This window comes from Segatella copri (assembly GCF_019249765.2).
GTDB classification, from domain to species: Bacteria; Bacteroidota; Bacteroidia; order Bacteroidales; family Bacteroidaceae; genus Prevotella; species Prevotella copri_K.
The window spans coordinates 1,705,022-1,723,457 of the sequence record NZ_CP152484.1; the positions used below are offsets into that span (position 1 = coordinate 1,705,022).

At 42.7% G+C, this 18,436-nt stretch carries 12 protein-coding genes and 2 pseudogenes; 6 read left to right on the forward strand and 8 right to left on the reverse strand.

Features of this window, described 5'->3' with window-relative positions; genetic code table 11:
• Positions 1-198: 198 nt before the first annotated feature.
• The gene (locus KUA46_RS07660; protein ID WP_256625088.1) at positions 199-822 is read right to left on the reverse strand and encodes a LemA family protein; all 624 of its coding nucleotides are present in this window, start codon (positions 820-822) and stop codon (positions 199-201) included.
• A 67-nt stretch (positions 823-889) separates the two neighbouring features.
• A complete protein-coding gene (locus KUA46_RS07665) occupies positions 890-1,714 on the reverse strand; it encodes a TPM domain-containing protein (protein WP_117587378.1) in 825 nt (274 codons plus the stop codon).
• A 155-nt stretch (positions 1,715-1,869) separates the two neighbouring features.
• Here KUA46_RS07665 and KUA46_RS07670 point away from each other — a divergent pair.
• Both KUA46_RS07670 and KUA46_RS07675 read left to right on the forward strand, forming a co-directional pair.
• Positions 1,870-2,166, forward strand: a pseudogene (locus KUA46_RS07670) (HU family DNA-binding protein); the annotation flags it as partial.
• 280 nt (positions 2,167-2,446) lie between these two features.
• Complete coding sequence (locus KUA46_RS07675) at positions 2,447-4,018, forward strand: Rne/Rng family ribonuclease (protein WP_117692278.1); 1,572 nt, start codon at positions 2,447-2,449, stop codon at positions 4,016-4,018.
• Positions 4,019-4,112: 94 nt separating this feature from the next.
• Here the strand turns inward: KUA46_RS07675 and KUA46_RS07680 are convergent, their stop codons facing one another.
• A complete protein-coding gene (locus tag KUA46_RS07680; protein WP_218487674.1) occupies positions 4,113-6,200 on the reverse strand; it encodes a S9 family peptidase in 2,088 nt (695 codons plus the stop codon).
• Positions 6,201-6,334: 134 nt separating this feature from the next.
• Here KUA46_RS07680 and KUA46_RS07685 point away from each other — a divergent pair, with 134 nt between their 5' ends.
• Complete coding sequence (locus KUA46_RS07685; RefSeq protein ID WP_006847412.1) at positions 6,335-6,652, forward strand: heavy metal-binding domain-containing protein; 318 nt, start codon at positions 6,335-6,337, stop codon at positions 6,650-6,652.
• Between the two features lie 152 nt (positions 6,653-6,804).
• Here KUA46_RS07685 and KUA46_RS07690 read toward each other — a convergent pair whose 3' ends face one another.
• From KUA46_RS07690 to KUA46_RS07700, 3 genes and pseudogenes are all read right to left on the reverse strand, one after another.
• On the reverse strand, positions 6,805-8,367 hold the full coding sequence (locus tag KUA46_RS07690) for an ATP-binding protein (RefSeq protein WP_022121470.1): 1,563 nt from the start codon (positions 8,365-8,367) through the stop codon (positions 6,805-6,807).
• Between the two features lie 340 nt (positions 8,368-8,707).
• Positions 8,708-10,939: a RagB/SusD family nutrient uptake outer membrane protein gene (locus tag KUA46_RS07695; RefSeq protein ID WP_218487673.1), complete on the reverse strand. Its 2,232-nt coding sequence runs from the start codon at positions 10,937-10,939 to the stop codon at positions 8,708-8,710.
• 585 nt (positions 10,940-11,524) lie between these two features.
• Positions 11,525-11,749 (reverse strand): annotated as a pseudogene (locus KUA46_RS07700) (helix-turn-helix domain-containing protein); the annotation flags it as partial.
• Positions 11,750-12,490: 741 nt separating this feature from the next.
• Between KUA46_RS07700 and KUA46_RS07705 the strand changes: the two are divergent.
• The 3 genes from KUA46_RS07705 to tnpC all read left to right on the forward strand — a co-directional run bounded on the left by KUA46_RS07705 (position 12,491) and on the right by tnpC (position 14,897).
• Positions 12,491-12,901, forward strand: a complete 411-nt coding sequence (locus KUA46_RS07705) for a hypothetical protein (protein ID WP_119237662.1) — start codon at positions 12,491-12,493, stop codon at positions 12,899-12,901.
• Positions 12,889-13,236 (forward strand): IS66 family insertion sequence element accessory protein TnpB, encoded by a 348-nt coding sequence (gene tnpB / locus KUA46_RS07710; RefSeq protein ID WP_118189835.1) that lies wholly within the window; start codon positions 12,889-12,891, stop codon positions 13,234-13,236. The genes KUA46_RS07705 and tnpB overlap by 13 nt, the downstream gene beginning before the upstream one ends.
• Before the next feature lie 101 nt (positions 13,237-13,337).
• Positions 13,338-14,897 carry an IS66 family transposase gene (tnpC, locus tag KUA46_RS07715; RefSeq protein ID WP_218487973.1) on the forward strand — a complete coding sequence of 520 codons (1,560 nt, stop codon included), beginning with the start codon at positions 13,338-13,340 and terminating at the stop codon, positions 14,895-14,897.
• 304 nt (positions 14,898-15,201) lie between these two features.
• Here the strand turns inward: tnpC and KUA46_RS07720 are convergent, their stop codons facing one another.
• Complete coding sequence (locus tag KUA46_RS07720) at positions 15,202-17,394, reverse strand: alpha-amylase family glycosyl hydrolase (RefSeq protein ID WP_218487381.1); 2,193 nt, start codon at positions 17,392-17,394, stop codon at positions 15,202-15,204.
• Positions 17,395-17,484: 90 nt separating this feature from the next.
• Positions 17,485-18,372, reverse strand: coding sequence for an ACP S-malonyltransferase (fabD, locus tag KUA46_RS07725; RefSeq protein WP_218487382.1), 888 nt, complete (start codon positions 18,370-18,372; stop codon positions 17,485-17,487).
• Positions 18,373-18,436 lie beyond the last annotated feature (64 nt).

The following is an 18,436-nucleotide window of genomic DNA, read 5'->3' on the forward strand; positions in this document are numbered from 1 at the left end:
TTGCGTGCAAAGATACAAAGAATTTCTGAAATAAAAAACATCTGAAATACAAAATATATATAAAATATTGAGTTACTTTCAAATTGAAAGCGCATAAAACAGAAAATCTAGCCAATGGGACACTTCTCGTTCCCATTGACTAGATAACAAATCTATTAATCCCGTTGAAAAACAGGATTTTTAATGATCAATTCTAAATTAGATATCCAAGTCTGGCGCCTTCTCAGTTCCTGCTGCTGCCTCAAACTTAGGCATCACATTGAAATTGAAGAGGCCGGCGATAAGGGCACTTGGCATTTTTCTAACCGTCTGGTTATAGTTCTGAACGGCTTCATTATACTTGCGGCGTGCCTCGCTGATACGGTTTTCCGTACCCTCTTCCTGAACCTGAAGAGCCTTGAAGTTCTCGTTGGCTTTCAACTCAGGATATTTCTCGGCCACTACCATCAGTTTGGAGAATGCATTCGCCAACTCACCCTGTGCAGCAGCATATTTCTTCAGGCTAGCCTCAGTAAGATTATTGGCATCCAGCTTTACCTGACCAACAGCAGCACGAGCCTTGGTTACCTCGGCGAAGGTTTCTTTCTCATGCTTGGCATAAGCCTTTACTATCTTTGCCAACTGTGGCATCATATCAGCACGACGCTGATACTGAGTCTGAACATTAGCCAACTCTGTGGTAGCCAACTCCTGTTTCTCTACCAATCCGTTATAACCACTGAACATCCATAGTACCAGCACAACTACGATGCCCAGAATAATCCAGCTTTTCTTTATACCTCTCTTTGCCGGTTGCATGTTTGAATTCATTGTCTGTTCCATTGTCATTATTATTAATTAATTATTTACTATAAACTATTAACTATAAACTATTAACTATAATCAATCATCACCATCCTCCGCCAGAGCCACCTCCGCTAAAGGTACCTCCGCCAAAAGAACCGCCCGAGAAACCGCCGCCGGAAGAACCGCCACCTCCCATAAAGAAAGGAGGTATCCAGTCATCGTCGTTGTTTCTCCTACGAGACTGATTTCTCTGATTGCTCTTCGGTCTTGGCTTCACAATACCGAGCATCTCCAGAATATACCTGATAAACAGATAGATAGGAATACCGAAGAAGATAAGGAACAGGATAATGACCAGGAACCAGTCCTCTTCGTCATTAACCGAACCTTCATCAACATCCGCAATTCCCGTCCGTCCACTTTTCACCTTATTATATATAGCACGGCTCACAGATGCTACCGCCTCGCCCGGATTGCCTTCGCGCATATACTTCACGATGCAAGCCCGGGCAATATCATCACAGTCCACATCAGTCAACTCACCCTCCAGTCCACTTCCTGGAGCAATAAAGTACTTATGGTCCTCCACCGCGATGACGATAACCAGTCCTCTCCGGCTCTTCTTGTAACCGATACCATATTGATTGCCCACATCCTGCGCCATCCGAAAGGCATCCTGGTTGTCAACCTTTCCCACAATGATGAGCACATTCTGTACGCCACACTCCAACTTCAGTTTCTGAAGATAGAAATTGGCAGAATCCTTCTGAGCCTTATCAACATATCCATCCGGGTCGGAAACATATTGCGTAGAATCCCTGAGGAAAGGAATCGGTACATTTTTCGCCGTCCAGACCTCCCCAGCCGTCAACGCCAATGCATGAAAGGCAACCATCATCAATGCAAAAAAATATCTCTTAAATCTCATAATTTCTCTATTTTGGTGCAAAAATACGCAATAAAAACCTTATATGCAAATACTTAGAGCATTATTTTTGCAAAAAAAGCCTTAAGTATTTTGTTATATCATAAAAAACTTGTATCTTTGCACACCGAAATAAAGATTAACAAGTAAAATTAGTAAAAAATAAAGAAATGACCAAAGCAGATATCATTAATGAGGTAGCTATCGCTACTGGTATGCCTAAGAAAGAAGTAGGTACTGTAGTAGAGGCTTTTATGGAAGAGGTTAAGAAGTGCCTCATCGAAAAGAAGGACAATGTATACTTGCGTGGCTTCGGCAGCTTCAACATCAAGCATCGTGCTGCTAAGACTGCCCGTAACATCTCTAAGAATACAACCATCACCATTCCAGCTCACGACTTACCAAGCTTCAAGCCATCAAAGAGCTTCATCGAGGAGATGCAGAACGCTCAGTAATACTGCTGGACAGGAAGAGAGAAATATCATTTTTTATAATAACAATATTTTAAAATTTTAAAATCATGCCAAACGGAAAGAAAAAGAAGGGCCACAAGATGGCTACTCACAAGCGTAAAAAAAGATTACGTAAGAACAGACATAAGAGCAAGTAAGCTAGCATTGTAGCTAGTCTACTATAGCTCTCGGTCAGTTCGTGACTGAGGGGGTGTGTCAGTTCTGATATAGAATGACATACCCTTTTTTTGTATTAATTTAAAGTTAAAAGATTATTGAAGATATGACAAGCGAAGTTGTAATTGATGTCCAACAGAAAGACATCTCTATCGCACTCATGGAGGACAAGCAGCTGGTGGAATACCAGAACGAACCTCGTGAGGCATCGTTCTCTGTGGGCAACATCTACATCGCAAAGGTAAAAAAACTGATGCCGGGTCTTAACGCCTGCTTCGTGGATGTAGGTTATGAACGCGACGCCTTTCTTCATTATCTTGACCTAGGAAGTCATTTTAATTCCTACCAGAAGTACCTTAAACAAGTACAGAGCGACAGAAAGAAACTTTTCCCATTCTCTAAAGCCAGCAAAATGCCTGAATTGGAAAAGGACGGCAGCATACAGAATGTACTCAAAGCAGGACAGGAAGTGCTGGTACAAATCGTAAAGGAACCAATCTCTACCAAGGGACCTCGACTCACAGGCGAAATCTCATTCGCGGGCCGATACCTGGTACTCATGCCATTCGGTGATAAAGTTTCTGTCTCGTCGAAAATTAAAAGCGGTGAAGAACGCTCCCGACTCAAACAACTCATTCACAGCATCAAACCAAAGAATTGCGGCGTTATCGTCCGCACTGTGGCTGAGGGTAAGAAGGTCGCTGAGCTCGATGCTGAGCTGAAAGTCCTGGTGAAGCGATGGGAGGATGCTATCGCCAAGGTACAGAAGACCCAGCAGCGCCCGCAACTTGCATTCGAGGAGACCGGAAGAGCCGTTGCTCTCTTGCGTGACTTGTTTAACCCATCTTACGAGAACATCTACGTGAACAACGAAGATGTAATGAACGAGGTGAAGAACTATGTTTCTCTAATAGCCCCTGAAAAGGCGGGCATAGTTAAGCTCTACACCGGCAAGGTGCCTATCTTCGACAATTTCAGCATTACCAAGCAGATTAAAGCTGGCTTTGGTCGTGTTGTTAACTACAAGCATGGTGCTTATCTCATCATCGAGCACACCGAGGCCTTGCACGTTGTCGATGTAAACAGTGGTAACAGAACTCGTGAGAAAGGTCAGGAAGCAAATGCACTGGATGTTAACCTCGGCGCTGCTGATGAGTTGGCTAGACAATTGCGCCTCCGAGATATGGGAGGTATCATTGTTGTCGACTTCATCGACATGAATCTTGCCGAAGACCGACAGTTGCTCTATGAACGCATGTGCAAGAACATGCAGAAGGACCGTGCCAAGCACAACATCCTGCCATTGAGCAAGTTCGGACTGATGCAGATTACACGCCAGCGTGTACGTCCGGCTATGGATGTGAATGTAGATGAAACCTGCCCTACCTGTTTCGGTACGGGCAAGATTAAGTCGAGCATCCTCTTCACCGACCAGTTGGAAAGAAAAATCGACCGCCTAGTCAACAAGATCGGCGTCAAGAAATTCACTTTGTATGTGAATCCTTACGTGGCTGCCTTCATCAACAAGGGTTTCATTTCCTTGAAGCGCAGATGGCAGTTTAAGTATGGTTTCGGCTTCAATGTGATTCCTTCACAGAAACTGGCATTCCTCCAGTACGAATTCTACGACAAGGACAACCAGTATCTGGACATGCAGGAAGAACAGGAAACAAAGTAAGTTTTTAATTATCAGAAAAAAGCTCCATTCGCATCTGCTTGCGAATGGAGCTTTTTTATTTTGTTTTTCTACACCTTATTATATATAGGGCATTTTAGTACTCTATCTCATTATTCACCATCTTCTCTGTATCCCAAGGTGCAGGAGCACCGCCGAGATAACGATGGAACCAGTCGAGGTGCGCGTTGTAATAGAGCGGCATCGACTTCAGGTTGCTTGGCCAGTGACCATCATACTTCAAGACTATCAGTCGAGAAGGAATGTTCAGGGTCTGCAAAGCTGTGAAATACTGCAAACTCTGGGTATACGGTACACGATAGTCCAGCTCACCTGTCATCACGAGGGTTGGTGTTGAGAAGTTCTTGATGTATGAGGATGGTGACCACTTCTTGTAGAGATCGGAATTATAAGGCTGTCCCTCTAACTCAAAGTTAGGAAACCATACTTCCTCAGTACTGCCCCACATAGAGCGCAAGTCATATACGCCCATCATGGAAGCCAGACACTTGAATCGCTTGGTATGTCCCTGCAGCCAGTTCATCATGTAACCGCCATACGACCATCCCATCGCTCCCATCCTGGTAGAATCAACATATTCCAGGGTTGCCAATTTATCGGTAACCTTCATTACATCCTCGAATACCTTTCCGCCCCAGTCACCGGAAATGGCACGGGTAAAGGCCTGACCATATCCCGTAGAACCGTGAGGATTAGGATAAGCCACCACATAACCGGCAGCAGGATAAACCTGCCAGTCGCCACGGAAGGAATTCATCCACTGCATCTGTGGTCCGCCATGCACATTGATGATAAGCGGATATTTCTTGCTGGCATCAAAGTTGTGTGGCTTCACGATGAATACCTGTACCTTGTCGCCACCAGCGCCATCTACCCAGATACTCTCAGATGGACGGATATCCACCTCATCCTCCAACTGCTGGTTGAGGAAGGTAATCTGCTGTTCCTTGCCGCTTGCTACAGGAGTTCCATTCCACTTTTTCATCTGCTGGCGATAGAGAGCCGATGGCTTGCCTGTCGTGCTATAGGTATAATATACCATACCCTTATTGTCGAAATCAAACTCCGAGATGGCCTTGCCCGTCAATACCGGCGAGATGGTTTTTCTGGCTATATCGAGCTTGTAGAGCGGCTCAGCGCCCTGTACCTGACCGAGGAAGAAGATACTCTTGCTGTCGGGAGCCCATTTGTAATCATCTACCCAGTTGTCAAACTTCTCTGTCAGGACGGTAGACTTCTTTGCAGCCCGGTCGTAGATAGCAAGACGGAAGCGATCAGACTCATAACCAGGTACTTGCTGCAAGCGATAAGCGATATACTTGCCGTCAGGCGAATAGGCTGGAGTACCATCCCAAGCCTTGTTCTCCTTCGTGATGCAGACCGGTTCTCCCCCATTCACAGATACCGTCCACAGGTCGGCATTGGTGCTAGCCTCCTGATGCTCATCATAATTGGATACGAAACAGATCTCCTTGCTGTCAGGAGAGAATTGATAGGTGATTCCACCCCCAACTACGAATATCAGCGAATAATTGCCCGGAGTCAGATCCTTGTAAGTCTTCGTCTGTGTATCGAAAAGGATAAGGTGATTGCATCTGCCATCATTATAGCTCGTCCAATGACGGTAGAGCAACTTGTCGGCGATATGCGCCTGTACAGGTCCCTGCTCCTTTTTCTCCATCCGGGCCTTGTTAGCCTTGGCATCAGCTCCCAGGTCGGGATATACTTCTGCGGTAAAGGCAATGTATCGCTCATCCGGAGAGATGACAGGACTACCGATACCCAACTCATAATCAGTTACCTGTTCCGTCTCGCAGGTAGTCAGATCCATGCGAAAGATCTGAGCCGTCCCTTTCTCATAATTAGTAAAGAAGATACTCTTTCCATCCTTGCTCCATACGGCAGAACTGCTCTTTCCATCCTCGGTAAGAGCCTTGGTGTGAGAGCCATCCGCATTCATGATGTAGATATCGGAGCCAGACTTCTGGTTCTTCAGGTCAGAAGAACTGGCGGTATAGCAAACCGTCTTACCATCAGGCGAAAGGCTCACCGAAGAAACGCCCTTCACCCTGTACAAATCCTCGATGGTAAACGCCCTTTTCTGAGCGTTTGCCGAAAGCAGCGCCATCACGAGTGCTGCCGAAAACATCAATCTCTTGTTCATATAACCTATAAATATTTATTTTTCAGATGCAAAAGTAACAATTATTTTTGGATTTTCTGCAACCTTTTCACTACTTTTATCGTCTAAGCCATAAATAACATTGATAATAACATAAAAAAAGAAAGGAAAAGATTATGATTTTAAGTACCACTCCAACCATAGAAGGCCACCCTATCCGTGAATACCGTGGCGTAGTAACCGGCGAAACCATCATCGGTACCAACTTTGTAAAGGATTTCTTTGCCAGTGTCCGTGATGTAATCGGCGGCAGAAGCGGTTCTTACGAAAGCACCCTCCGCGAGGCTAAGGATACAGCCCTCAGAGAGATGGCCGACCGTGCCGCATCCCTGGGCTGCAACGCCATCGTGGGCATCGACCTGGATTACGAAACCGTAGGCAACAGCGGTTCCATGCTGATGGTAACATGCAGCGGAACGGCAGTGATTATCTAAGTTCTGCAACTGTACAAAAGAACAAAATATGCATGAAATGGGGCGGTAACTACCTAAGAAATCGAGTTACCGCCCCTGTTCAGTTATATTTTTATCTATAATAGTGTGGTGATATACACCTGATGAAGGTCACCAACTTTCTTCTATTTCATTTATTCTATCACCCAATCCTCTATACTTCGCTGGTTTTCCGAGAAGTTAATACCCACTTTCACAACCTTTCGGCCATCATCGGCAAAAGCCTTGGCATAGTCCTTGTCGCTAATTTGCGCTATGGCGATGTCGGCAGACTTCTTATATTTCAACTCAAAGATAAAGATACTCTTATCCGTCTTGAGAACAAGGTCTATTCTTCCATCCGAAGTGGTATGCTCCACCTTCACATCTTCGCCAAGCATGGTGAAGATGGTGAATATCACGGCTTGATAGTGACGCTCATTATTGTTGATAATCGTATATGGGAACTTATCATAGAATGCCTTCAAGTGAGGCATAAAGGCACCCATGTCGTCATTGATGAGCACATTCTTTTTATAAGCATATACGATAGCATCAAGTTCGCCTACCTCTGAAGGGGTATAATATTGGCAAAGGCTTTCCGAAAAACCTTGTCTAACTTCTTGATTAGGAAAACTAAGGTAATACATACCTAACTGCCTGTCATATCCCTTAATCGTAAGATACCCACTTTGGAAAAGGACTGGCACAGGGTCAGTAATCGTCTCAGTAGGAACATCGAAGCGTTTAGCTCTAGCCCAGATATCATTTAAGTCCATCATATCCAAATTCTTCTGCTGCATCAGTTCTATCAGGAACGTAGGCGTACCAGATGTAAACCAATAGCTATTAAACTCCTTATCATCCAAAGCATTGATAATGCTGTAAGGATTGAAGATATCCTCGCTATTAATACTGAAGTGGTAGCCATCATAATGCTGCTTGAGTTGCTGCAAGGTCTCCTCATAAGTGAGTCCATTATGCTCAGCCATCTCCTCGATTCCCTCACGGAAATACTGAGTCAATTCACTCTTGGTAATACCACAACAGCTACTGTATTCATCCTTCAACGTGAGAATCTTGAGATTGTTCAATTCACTAAAGATGCTGAGCTGACTAAACTTGGAAATGCCTGTGATGAATACAAAGCGGATGTTTCCCTCTTGCTGCTTCAAGGGGCTAAAGAAATCTCTCATGATGTTGCGGATAGTCTTCTGCAACTCTTCGTCACTTACAGAATCATGCATAGGTGCGTCATATTCGTCGATGAGAACGACAACTTGTTTACCTGTTTGAGCAGCTGCTGCAAGCAATATGTTCTTGAGACGTGAGCCAAAAGACTTCTCATCTATCGGATTAACCTTTAAACCATATTTTTTCTCTTCTACTTCTAGTATTCCGTTTAGAATTGAATATGTATTCTCCAAACTATAATACTTACCACAGCTCAAATCCAAGTGGATGACAGGATATGCCGTCCATTCCTTCTCCATCTGTTCGATGGCAAGGCCCTTAAACAGTTCTTTCTTACCCTCGAAATAAGCCTGGAGGGTAGATACAAACAAGGATTTTCCGAATCGACGTGGGCGACTCAGAAAATGAAATTTGGCATAATGAGCCAACTGATAGACGATAGCCGTCTTGTCAGCATAGAAGTAATTCCCCTTCACGATTTCGGAGAACGTTTGTATTCCCAAAGGATATCTCTTTGAAGCCATAATCTTACTCTTAATAATTAATGTACAAAGATACAGATAATATTTCAGAAAACAAGCATTTTTCTGATTATTAACAATATATCACTGCAAAAATAGAACCGCAATTCAACAAAACATGCTTGAAACGGGGCGGTAACGGCCTTAAAAAACGAGTTACCGTCTCTGTTCAAGCATATTTTTATCTAAAATCCTTTGCGGTATTCAATATCTTTGTAGCCAATTATCAGAGCCTTAGGGCTAATTGTTATCATAAAATAAGACTTTACAGACTAAACTACCAGAGTCTATTTCAAGAAAATAGGGAACGTTATGAAATATCAACGCTCCCTATTTTTGTATATCAATACCCTGGGTTTTGAGTCAAATTTGGATTCATATCTATTGCATTTTCAGGAATAGGTAAAAGCAACTGATATTTTTCTAATCCGAGTTCTTTTATCGCCAAACCATTCCTTTTCAAGAAAGCAAAATAGTCTTGCAATTTAAGAGACTTCCTCAGTTGCTTAATTCCCTCAACTGAAACATTTGTTCCGGAAATACCATTTATATTACCCACTTCTGAAATATATTTTGAAGCCTTTGCATTGTTACCCAAGTGAATTTCGCATTCAGCATATAAAAGCTTGACATCTGTAGTAGTCATGATAGGTACTACCTTTTCAGGACTTCCGTCTACATTTACTCTAGAGGCTCTTGACCCATTACCAAACTCCAATGCCAATATTAAATCTTTGTTTTCAGATGTATATTTTGTTGGAACTTTTTCCATAGAGTATATATTTTTGTCAACAACTTGTTGGAGAAGATTACTAGCTGCAGCCCATTTTTGCTGATACATATATACTTTCGCCAAAAGAATACGAGCCACATCCTTCGATACGAACAGAGCATCATTGGCGTTGGTTGCAAAAGCTACACATTTCTTTTCATCCAAATTTTTTATTGCATCTACCAGTTCTTCTTCCAGCATTTGCAGAATACTAGATTCAGATGTTTTTGAAACATAAGAATCTGCATAACCTTCAAAACCTGCATTAGGCATCACAACTACACCACCCCACCAAATCAACATTTGATAGTAGCACAAATCTCGATAAACATTCAGATAAGGAGAATATACTGCCCTATACATGGCATCTGCTCTATACAGCCATGCAATCATATTCAGCGCTTGGTATGAATCATTCCAACACTTACGGATATTCGGTTCACTGCTACGAATAGGAGCAACAAAATTAGGATCATTTATTATCTTTGTATAACGATAATTCATCTGAGCCTCAAGGGTTACAGCATTTGCCAAACTTATCAAAAATCCATAAACACAACTGAGGCCTTCACTTCCGAGTCGAGGTACTATGATTTCTGCATTAGGATTAGCTTGCTGAGTTAAGTTCAAGCGAGCCACTACATTACCCATACCATCATATAAAGGAATTGAAACTGCTTGTTCCTTTCTAAAAGAGGCAGCCTTTACAACCACCTTTAAGATATTATTTTTCAATTCTTTAGTATAGTTGATACTAGGTACACTTCCACTTCCGGTTTCATAAATTCCCATTCCCGAAACAGAAGTCGAATTATCGTATATATCATCACCAGGAATACTTGGTCGCTCTAAGTAAACAGGTACAGTTGTATTCACCTTTACCTCATAGCTTCCACCTTCCATAGGTACATTGATATTATTTTCTTCCAAACTGACAGGATGATTTTCAGGCGCAATTTCATTTCCTGCGGTTCCATCTCCATCCCAATCGAAATAATAGATAAGATTCTTAACGGCAACCTCTTTACCCATCTCTTGATAGCGTTTCTTGATATTCTCTGCTATTTGAGGCAATTTGCTTTCCAAAGAGAACATATCTTTACGAATTTGTAGTTTGGTAGTTTCTGAGAAATTACCATCCTCAGCAAACTCTTCTGAAAGTTGAGATAAATATTCAGTAATTTGTGCTTCAGAACGATTGTACAGAATTAAAGATGACACGGCAATAAGAGCTGCTGCTTCATCAGTACCAGAAGTAATCGAGAAATGATTAACATCAGTCTTGGCATACTTTTCGAGACCAAAAGTCTTGAGAACTTCTTCTTGTGCCTGATTGTTTGCTTCCTTAAATGACTTACCATCCTTAGCTACCAAATCCATAACTCTCTGATACTTAAGATGTGAAAGAATATTCAAATTCACATCAGCTGCATTTTGAAGATTAGCAACAGCATTTAAAGCCAAGGTTCCTTTAGAAAGTTCGCCAGTTACTTCATTAAAATAATATCCAGAAGCAGACAGTTTTACATATGGAGACTTTAACAATTTAGATCCAAAAGTAAAAGTACCCTCATTATCTGTAATCGTAGAAGTAAAAGATTCACCTGTTTCATCTAGGTCAGCATCTAAAGGCTGCATTTGAATAGCTGTACCTCTAACAAAAGGACCTTTTTCTACTTTACCACCTACATTAAAATTAGTAGGAGTGTAACCATCCAGGTCGTCATTACTAGAACAAGACTGTAGCATTGCCATCATTCCTATGGTAACAACCACAACGGCTTTCTTTAAAATTACTTTCATAATCTCATTATTTATTAGTTAAACTTTCATATACAAGAAGCGTGGTCTACATATACCACACCTAACTTTGGAGGTCCTGAGAAAACCCTGAGATACAGATATAGTAATAGTAGCCCACGCTATGCGTGAGAACCACTATGCTACCATTGTATCTCTTTTTGAAAATTTCTCAGGTTTCCAAAGTTACAAGATAAGCATAACGCCTCTTTATATTCTAATATGTCTTGGAGATGGCATACACCAAATCCGCTTCAAAATTACAAAACTTTCCCGACATAGCCACAAGTTTTAGGGGAAAATTTGCATATAAGCCTCACTTTTCTTTATTTTTCGTTGCTTTTTCTATTTTTAATCACTTTTCTTCTATTTCACCAGATATTTCGCTACCAAATCAATGAGCATCGACTCTGAAAGATCGGATACTCCCAACTCTTGAATCAAAGCATATTCTGGCTTGTTCTTTCAGATAACAAACTTACACTCTCTCCCATCAATGCGCGCATGCAAATAGAAGTTGCTTTTGTAAGCCTGCTACGAACATCAGTACGCAGAAAACCATTGTCCTTGGCAAACAGAATAGTATCATCATTTTGTATGACGTATTCTCTGTGCCTTCTTCTCATCCTTTCTCATCAGATAAGGTGATGGAGGAAGTTCGGGAAGCACATCATTGATGGCATCAATCTGACCCACCACCTTCAGCAAGAGGAGAAAAGTGGAAAGCGAAAGATTGCCCGCTGTACCATTCTCAAACTTGTGGATGGTGGTCAAGCCAAGCCCAGTAAACTCGGCAACCTTCTTCTGGGTGAGAGCCGCTTACAAATGACGCAGATTCGCCCATCCCTTTATCCTCGCACATAAATGTTTTTTTCTTGAAAAAAGTCTCAAAGTATCATTATTTGCAAATATATCACTGATACATAATGAGTTGCAAAATGATACTTCCAAATATATTTACAAAGAAGTATCATAGAAGTATCATGAATTCCATAGAAGTATCATTAAATCACCATGATGCATCATAAAAAAACACGAAATTATAGTCAACTAAATATAAAAAAACTACAATTTGCTTGCTCAAAATAGTGCCCAAAAATCACCACACGAAATGGGCACTCAATGCCCGCAGTACGGGCAATGAGTACCCAACACTTGGTCTATCGATACCCGTCACTTGATCCCTTAGTGACCGTGTGACGGGCACTAAGAGACCAACCTATGTGCTTATTCCTAACTACAGTTGTCTGTGTTTTCCATCTTATTCCTAGTTAATATTGGCATACTTTATAAACTAGAAAGGTAGACACTATCAATTTTATAAAACGGAAATAGTAGACATTATCAATTCTATAAAACTGAAATACTAGACATTTCTTAGTTTTTGTGCCTGTATTTCTAGACATAAATCCTCAAAAAAGGCTTTTTTGCAAGCAACTTACCTGAATTTTATGATACTTCTATTGAATTTATGTAAGCGGCTCCGCGTTTATACCATTGTAGTCTTCTCATTTATTCGTACCTTTGCACCATCATTTTAAAATCAAACAAATTATGACAGCAAACGAACGTTTTGAGAAGGCTTGGGATTCCTTCTTAGTCTATCTGAATCGAAACCCCAAGGCCCAACTTACTCCTTTCTTGAAGGAAAGACATGTAAATCATCGCACCATGATGAACTGGATGTGCGAAAAAGGATATTCTGTTTTGCGTGCCAAAAAGGAAATCCGCCAAGCCCAGGAGGCAGCCCGCAGAGAAAAAGCAGAAGCATCTGCATCAAGTACAGGCATGATGTTCGTGCCTATGGAACCTCCTACCATAGATCTGCCTATGGAAGACCTCCTTTATGGCATAAACATAACCTTTCCAAATGGAACTTTGGTTTCCGTTAAAAAAGGATGTGCTAAGTCTGTTATGGCGTTGATGAAACTTTATGAGAAGGAGGATGCAGGATGTTTGGATTGAATGAGAGTACCCAGTACTATGTCTGCCAGAGATACGTACGAATGAACATGGGCATAAATGGCTTGTATCAGATAGTGAGAACCGAGATGGAACTTCCGCCACTTGGTGGTGCGGTATTCATCTTCTTCTCCAAGAACCGCCAGCAGGTAAAAATGCTCAAGTGGGATGGCGATGGTTTCTTGCTGTACCAGAAGCGATTGGAGCGAGGAACCTTTGAATTACCATTCTTTGACCCCAAGAACAAACAATGCAAAATGCCGTACAGGACACTATCGGCCATCATGAGCGGAATTTGCCTAAAAAGCATGAAATATAGAAAGAGACTCAATCTATAGTAGTAGTAAGATAACCCTAATATGTTGTGTATCAATAAAATAACTAAAAATAATATATAAGAACATTTGCATATCTCGATATTTTTTCGTACCTTTGCACTATGAAAAAGGACGAAATTATAGAGCTTCTAAAGGAGCAACTAAAAGTTGCTAATGATACAGTGAGTTCGTTGACTGCACAGGTCAACGAACTCATTGAACGTATAAAGTCACTTGAAGAACTACTCGTCCAGAAAGGAATCGCCATTGACAAAGCGAATCGTCAGAACAAGGCACTCGGCAAGCTCGTTTCAGGCAAGAAGTCCGAACGTCAGGAAAAGAATCCACAAGCCTCGATGACGCAGGAGGAATTTGACAAGAAGGAAAAAGAGCAGGCCGAAAAGAGAAAGGCACGCAAAAACAACGGTGCCAGGCGTGACATGCATTACGAGATGAAAGAGGTGCATGTTACGATAGATCCAGTCATGGATGCAGAGTTTTTGAAGACGTTGCGTCTCTTCGGAACTCGTACCTGTATACGTTACAGCATGGAACCCATCAAATTCATCAAGACCGTGTATCACATCAACACTTATACTGATGGAAGTATCATGTATCCGGGGAAAACTCCGCCGGCTCTGTTGTTGAATTCTTCCTATTCACCTTCCTTTGCAGCAGGACTCCTGCAGATGCGATACATCTATTCCATGCCGGTAGAGCGAATTATCAAATACTTTGCCGACAATGGGTTTACGTTAAGGAAAGCCACGGCAAACAAACTGATTGCCAGAAGTGCCGATGTACTGGAAAACTTCTATAAGGCTATCTGCCAAGTAGTGTTGCAGCAGGATTATGTCTCGGCAGACGAGACATACCATAAAGTGCTGTTAACCAAGACAAAGCCTACAGACAAGGGTTCGAAGAAAGGCTACTTCTGGGCTGTAAGTGCGCCTAAACTGGGACTTGTCTTCTTCGTATATGAGGATGGATCACGCTCTGAGCAGGTCATACTTAACGTATTCTCTGATTATAAAGGTACCATACAGAGTGATGCGTATGCTCCTTACCGGAAACTGGAGTCGGATGCTTATCCGGACATCATGAGAATCGCCTGCCTACAGCATGTCAAGAGAGATTTCGTCGACTGCGGCAAGGAAGACAAGGATGCTCAGGAAGTCGTAGATATCCTCAACAGATTTTATCGAGAAGACAAAAAACATAAGGTTGGGGTAAATGGATGGACCGTTGAAGACCATCTTGCCTATCGGCAGTCATATGCACCGGACATTTTACAGGATTTATTGGAGAAACTGGAGGAAATATCTTCCAGGAAAGATTTGCTGCCCAAGTCTACCTTGGCGCAGGCGGTCGGTTATGCCCTTAATGAATATAATGCCATTTGTGACATCTTCAAAAGAGGTGATACGGCTCTCGATAACAACTATATTGAGAGAATCCAGAGGTACATATCACTATCAAGAAGAAACTCAATGTTCTTTGGTTCGCACGAAGGAGCAAGCCGGGCGGCTATCCTATATTCTATAGCCATCTCATGCAGGCTGAATGGCATTAATCTGTTTGAATACATATGCGACGTAATAGAAAAGACTGTAGAATGGCAACCCAATACCCCATTGGAAAAATATAGAAACTTACTTCCTGACCGATGGAAAAAGCAGTAACAGCATTAGTTTAATCAGCTGTTACTGCTTTTTTTTGAATTATGCAAGGTATAAACGCGGAGCCGCTTACGAATTTATGATACTTCTATGATACTTCTTTGTAAAATAAACAGGAAAGTCTCATTTTTATAAACCATTACATATCAATCATATACATCGGTTTTAGCCACAAATGATGAGACTTTGAGACTTTTTTCGAGAAAAAAAAACTTTTTATGTACGCGAAAGAAAGAAGAAAGGAAGCGATGATGATACAAGAAAAAAGCAGCAATGGCTACTACTCCATTGCTGCTTATTTTATATTTTACTGAACAATCTTGAAGCGGATACGCAAAGAATGCGCATGTTCATCCCAATTGGTACCAAGCAATACGAACTTGCCAATCTGAGCTGTTGAGCGGACATGCTTGCCGATACATGGACAAACATCATAATCACCGATACGAACCAGACGCAAGGTCTCGCTCGCATCATCCGGCAGACGGTCTAACTTGACGTTAGCCGGAATATGGTCACGATCCACAAACTCGTAAGTAACAGGCATATCAAGCTCTATCAGGCGATTCATCTCCGTCTCAATCTCCTTCTCCTCCTGGCGGGTAGGCTTGTGATCGACTACGAAGGTCATCTTACTCTTCTTGCGCTCAATATGTGCATTACGGCTGCGCTCACAGCCAAACAGGCGAACCATCAACTGATTGAGCAGATGCTCAGCCGTATGAGCAGGAGGGAACTCCTCCTTATGATGCTCATTCAATATGATATCACTTTCCTCCATCTTGACATTGAATTTATAGATTCTTACTCCGTTAGCATCCATTGATATCGGGAACACGCCATCCTTCTTCAATTCAACCTTCTTCTTGCCACCCGAGAACAGTTCTGTTACCAGCACCTCCTCTTCAGCAATATGGAAGAAATCGAAAGCATGACCAGGGATGCAAACCTGCAACTGGCGCGCCTCCTGAGCAAAATTGAGCACTATCAGCATGGCTTCATCATCCTTCTTGCGAAGGAAGGCGAAATTGGTACGGGGATCGAAATTCTCAGAACCCGGATTCACATACATCAAATCGAAGGTCTCACCCTCGCGGATGGCTTTCTCTTCATTGGCGAAGCGAAGAAGCTGGCGATAAGTGGCTGCCAGATATTTCTGCTCCTGACTCAATGCCGAGTCAGATGAATCCTGATAGGCATGCGCCAGAGTTTCCGGACTCCAATAGTCGAATATCGTGGTACGGCCATCCGTGCCGCTGAATCCTTCCTTATCCATTCCCTTCTCGCCGAATTCCTGACCGCTGTAAAGCATGAAAGGATTCTTCTGGAAGAAGAGACTCATGGCTGCAGCAGGAATCGCCTTCATGGCTGAGCCACAGAAGAAATCGCTGGCGATGCGCTGCTCATCATGATTCTCAAGGAAATAGAGCATGTGATCGCGGATATCATCCACTACCTGCCACTCGTGAGTGATACTGGCTGCCGGACGCTCACCACGAACCACGCCACGCAGGCAATCATACATTCCTACCTTGTCATAAAGATAATCGAAACCAGCCTTTACATAGTTGCGGTACTGGTTAGGATCATAAACCTCGCCGATAACCACGATGTGAGGATACTTCGCCTTCAATATTCCGGTAGCGTATGACCAGAATGCCGTTGGCACCATTTCTGCCATATCACAGCGGAAGCCATCTACACCCTTGCTTGCCCAGAAGAGGAGGATATCTGTCATCTTGCCCCATGTGTTTGGAACTGGTTCATAATGATAGCTTCTGCCTCCTGCATCACAGTAATCTACACCGTAATTGAGTTTCACGGTCTCATACCAGTCGTTACAGCCAGGACGGTTATCAAACCGGTCGTTTCCTGTAGCTCTGGCTGGGCTCTCGGTATAAGGTTCATAAATCTTGGCATCTTTCAAAGAAAAAGCCTTGAACTCTGGTTTGGATTGACGGATTTCATTCAAATCCAAATCGCCCCATGCATAATAGAAATTATTCCTGGTAGAGAAGTGCATGTTCGGATCATCATCTTCTCCCAAATCCCGTACACCTGTTGGTTTGCAAATGGAATGATACTCTCGGGCTACATGGTTCGGAACGAAATCCATGATTACTTTCATACCTGCCTTGTGAGTACGCTCTATCAGCTGCTCCCACTCTTTCATTCTCATACTGACATTCACAGCCAAGTCTGGATCGATGTCATAGTAGTCGGTAATAGCATATGGCGAACCTGCTTTTCCCTTCACTACCTCTGCATGCTGAGTAGGAATTCCATAAGAAGAGTAGTTTGTCTGAGTGGCATGACGAATCACACCCGTATACCAAATATGTGTAAATCCCATATCGTGGATGCGTGCCAGAACTTCATCTGAGAAATTATTCAGCTTTCCGCAACCATTCTCTTCGATGGTACCATTTTCCTTACAGGTTGTATTCTGGTTTCCGAAGAGTCGTGGGAGAACCTGGTATATAATAACTTTTTCCTTCATTTAGCGGCTTTACTAAAAAAAATGAAACGTTTTACCTTTCCAACAACGCCTTTGCTGAAAAGATAAAACGTTGAATAGTGTTATTGTTGATTAAGCAATACCATGAGCGGCAACATTCTTGTCGATGCGGCCAATCATACCCTGCAATGCCTTGCCAGGACCACACTCTGTGAAGTCATCAGCACCATCAGCAATCATAGCCTGTACAGATGAAGTCCAACGTACAGAGCTTGTAAGCTGTGCGATGAGGTTCTGCTGAATCTCAGTTGGATCAGTATGAGGCTTACCGTCTACATTCTGGTAAACCGGGCACTTAGGAGCAGAGAATGTAGTCTTCTCGATAGCAGCCTGAAGTTCATCCTTAGCTGGCTGCATCAATGGAGAGTGGAAAGCACCACCAACCTTCAAAGGCAATGCACGCTTAGCACCGGCAGCCTTCAACTTCTCGCAAGCAGCATTGATAGCATCTACGTTACCTGAGATAACGAGCTGACCAGGGCAGTTGTAGTTAGCAGCAACTACCACGTTGCCTTCTGTGCTTACCTCAGCGCAGATTTCCTCAACCTTCTCATCTGGCAAACCGATGATGGCAGCCATAGTACCAGGGTTAGCCTCGCAAGCCTTCTGCATAGCATTGGCACGGGCAGCAACGAGTTTCAAACCATCCTCGAAAGCCATAGCACCGGCAGCAACCAATGCAGAGAACTCACCGAGAGAGTGACCTGCAACCATAGCTGGCTTGAACTCCTCACCCAGGCAAAGAGCAGAGATAACAGAATGGAGGAATACAGCAGGCTGGGTAACCTTGGTTTCCTTCAACTGATCGTCGGTTCCGGCGAACATGATATCAGTAATCTTGAAGCCGAGAATCTCGTCGGCCTTATCAAAAAGTTCTTTTGCCAATGCGTTGTTATCGTAGAGATCCTTACCCATACCTACGAACTGAGAACCCTGTCCAGGGAAAACAAATGCTTTCATTTTATCCTATTATTTTTTAAATTTATAATAAATATTCCTGCAATATACATGAATTCTTTGAATC

Coding starts and splice junctions, on each gene's coding strand:
- KUA46_RS07660 (WP_256625088.1), bottom strand. CDS start 822: ATGGAACAGACAATGAATTCAAACATGCAACCGGCAAAGAGAGGTATA.
- fabD (WP_218487382.1), bottom strand. CDS start 18,372: ATGAAAGCATTTGTTTTCCCTGGACAGGGTTCTCAGTTCGTAGGTATG.
- tnpB (WP_118189835.1), top strand. CDS start 12,889: ATGTTTGGATTGAATGAGAGTACCCAGTACTATGTCTGCCAGAGATAC.
- KUA46_RS07705 (WP_119237662.1), top strand. CDS start 12,491: ATGACAGCAAACGAACGTTTTGAGAAGGCTTGGGATTCCTTCTTAGTC.
- KUA46_RS07685 (WP_006847412.1), top strand. CDS start 6,335: ATGATTTTAAGTACCACTCCAACCATAGAAGGCCACCCTATCCGTGAA.
- KUA46_RS07680 (WP_218487674.1), bottom strand. CDS start 6,200: ATGAACAAGAGATTGATGTTTTCGGCAGCACTCGTGATGGCGCTGCTT.
- tnpC (WP_218487973.1), top strand. CDS start 13,338: ATGAAAAAGGACGAAATTATAGAGCTTCTAAAGGAGCAACTAAAAGTT.
- KUA46_RS07695 (WP_218487673.1), bottom strand. CDS start 10,939: ATGAAAGTAATTTTAAAGAAAGCCGTTGTGGTTGTTACCATAGGAATG.
- KUA46_RS07675 (WP_117692278.1), top strand. CDS start 2,447: ATGACAAGCGAAGTTGTAATTGATGTCCAACAGAAAGACATCTCTATC.
- KUA46_RS07720 (WP_218487381.1), bottom strand. CDS start 17,394: ATGAAGGAAAAAGTTATTATATACCAGGTTCTCCCACGACTCTTCGGA.
- KUA46_RS07665 (WP_117587378.1), bottom strand. CDS start 1,714: ATGAGATTTAAGAGATATTTTTTTGCATTGATGATGGTTGCCTTTCAT.
- KUA46_RS07690 (WP_022121470.1), bottom strand. CDS start 8,367: ATGGCTTCAAAGAGATATCCTTTGGGAATACAAACGTTCTCCGAAATC.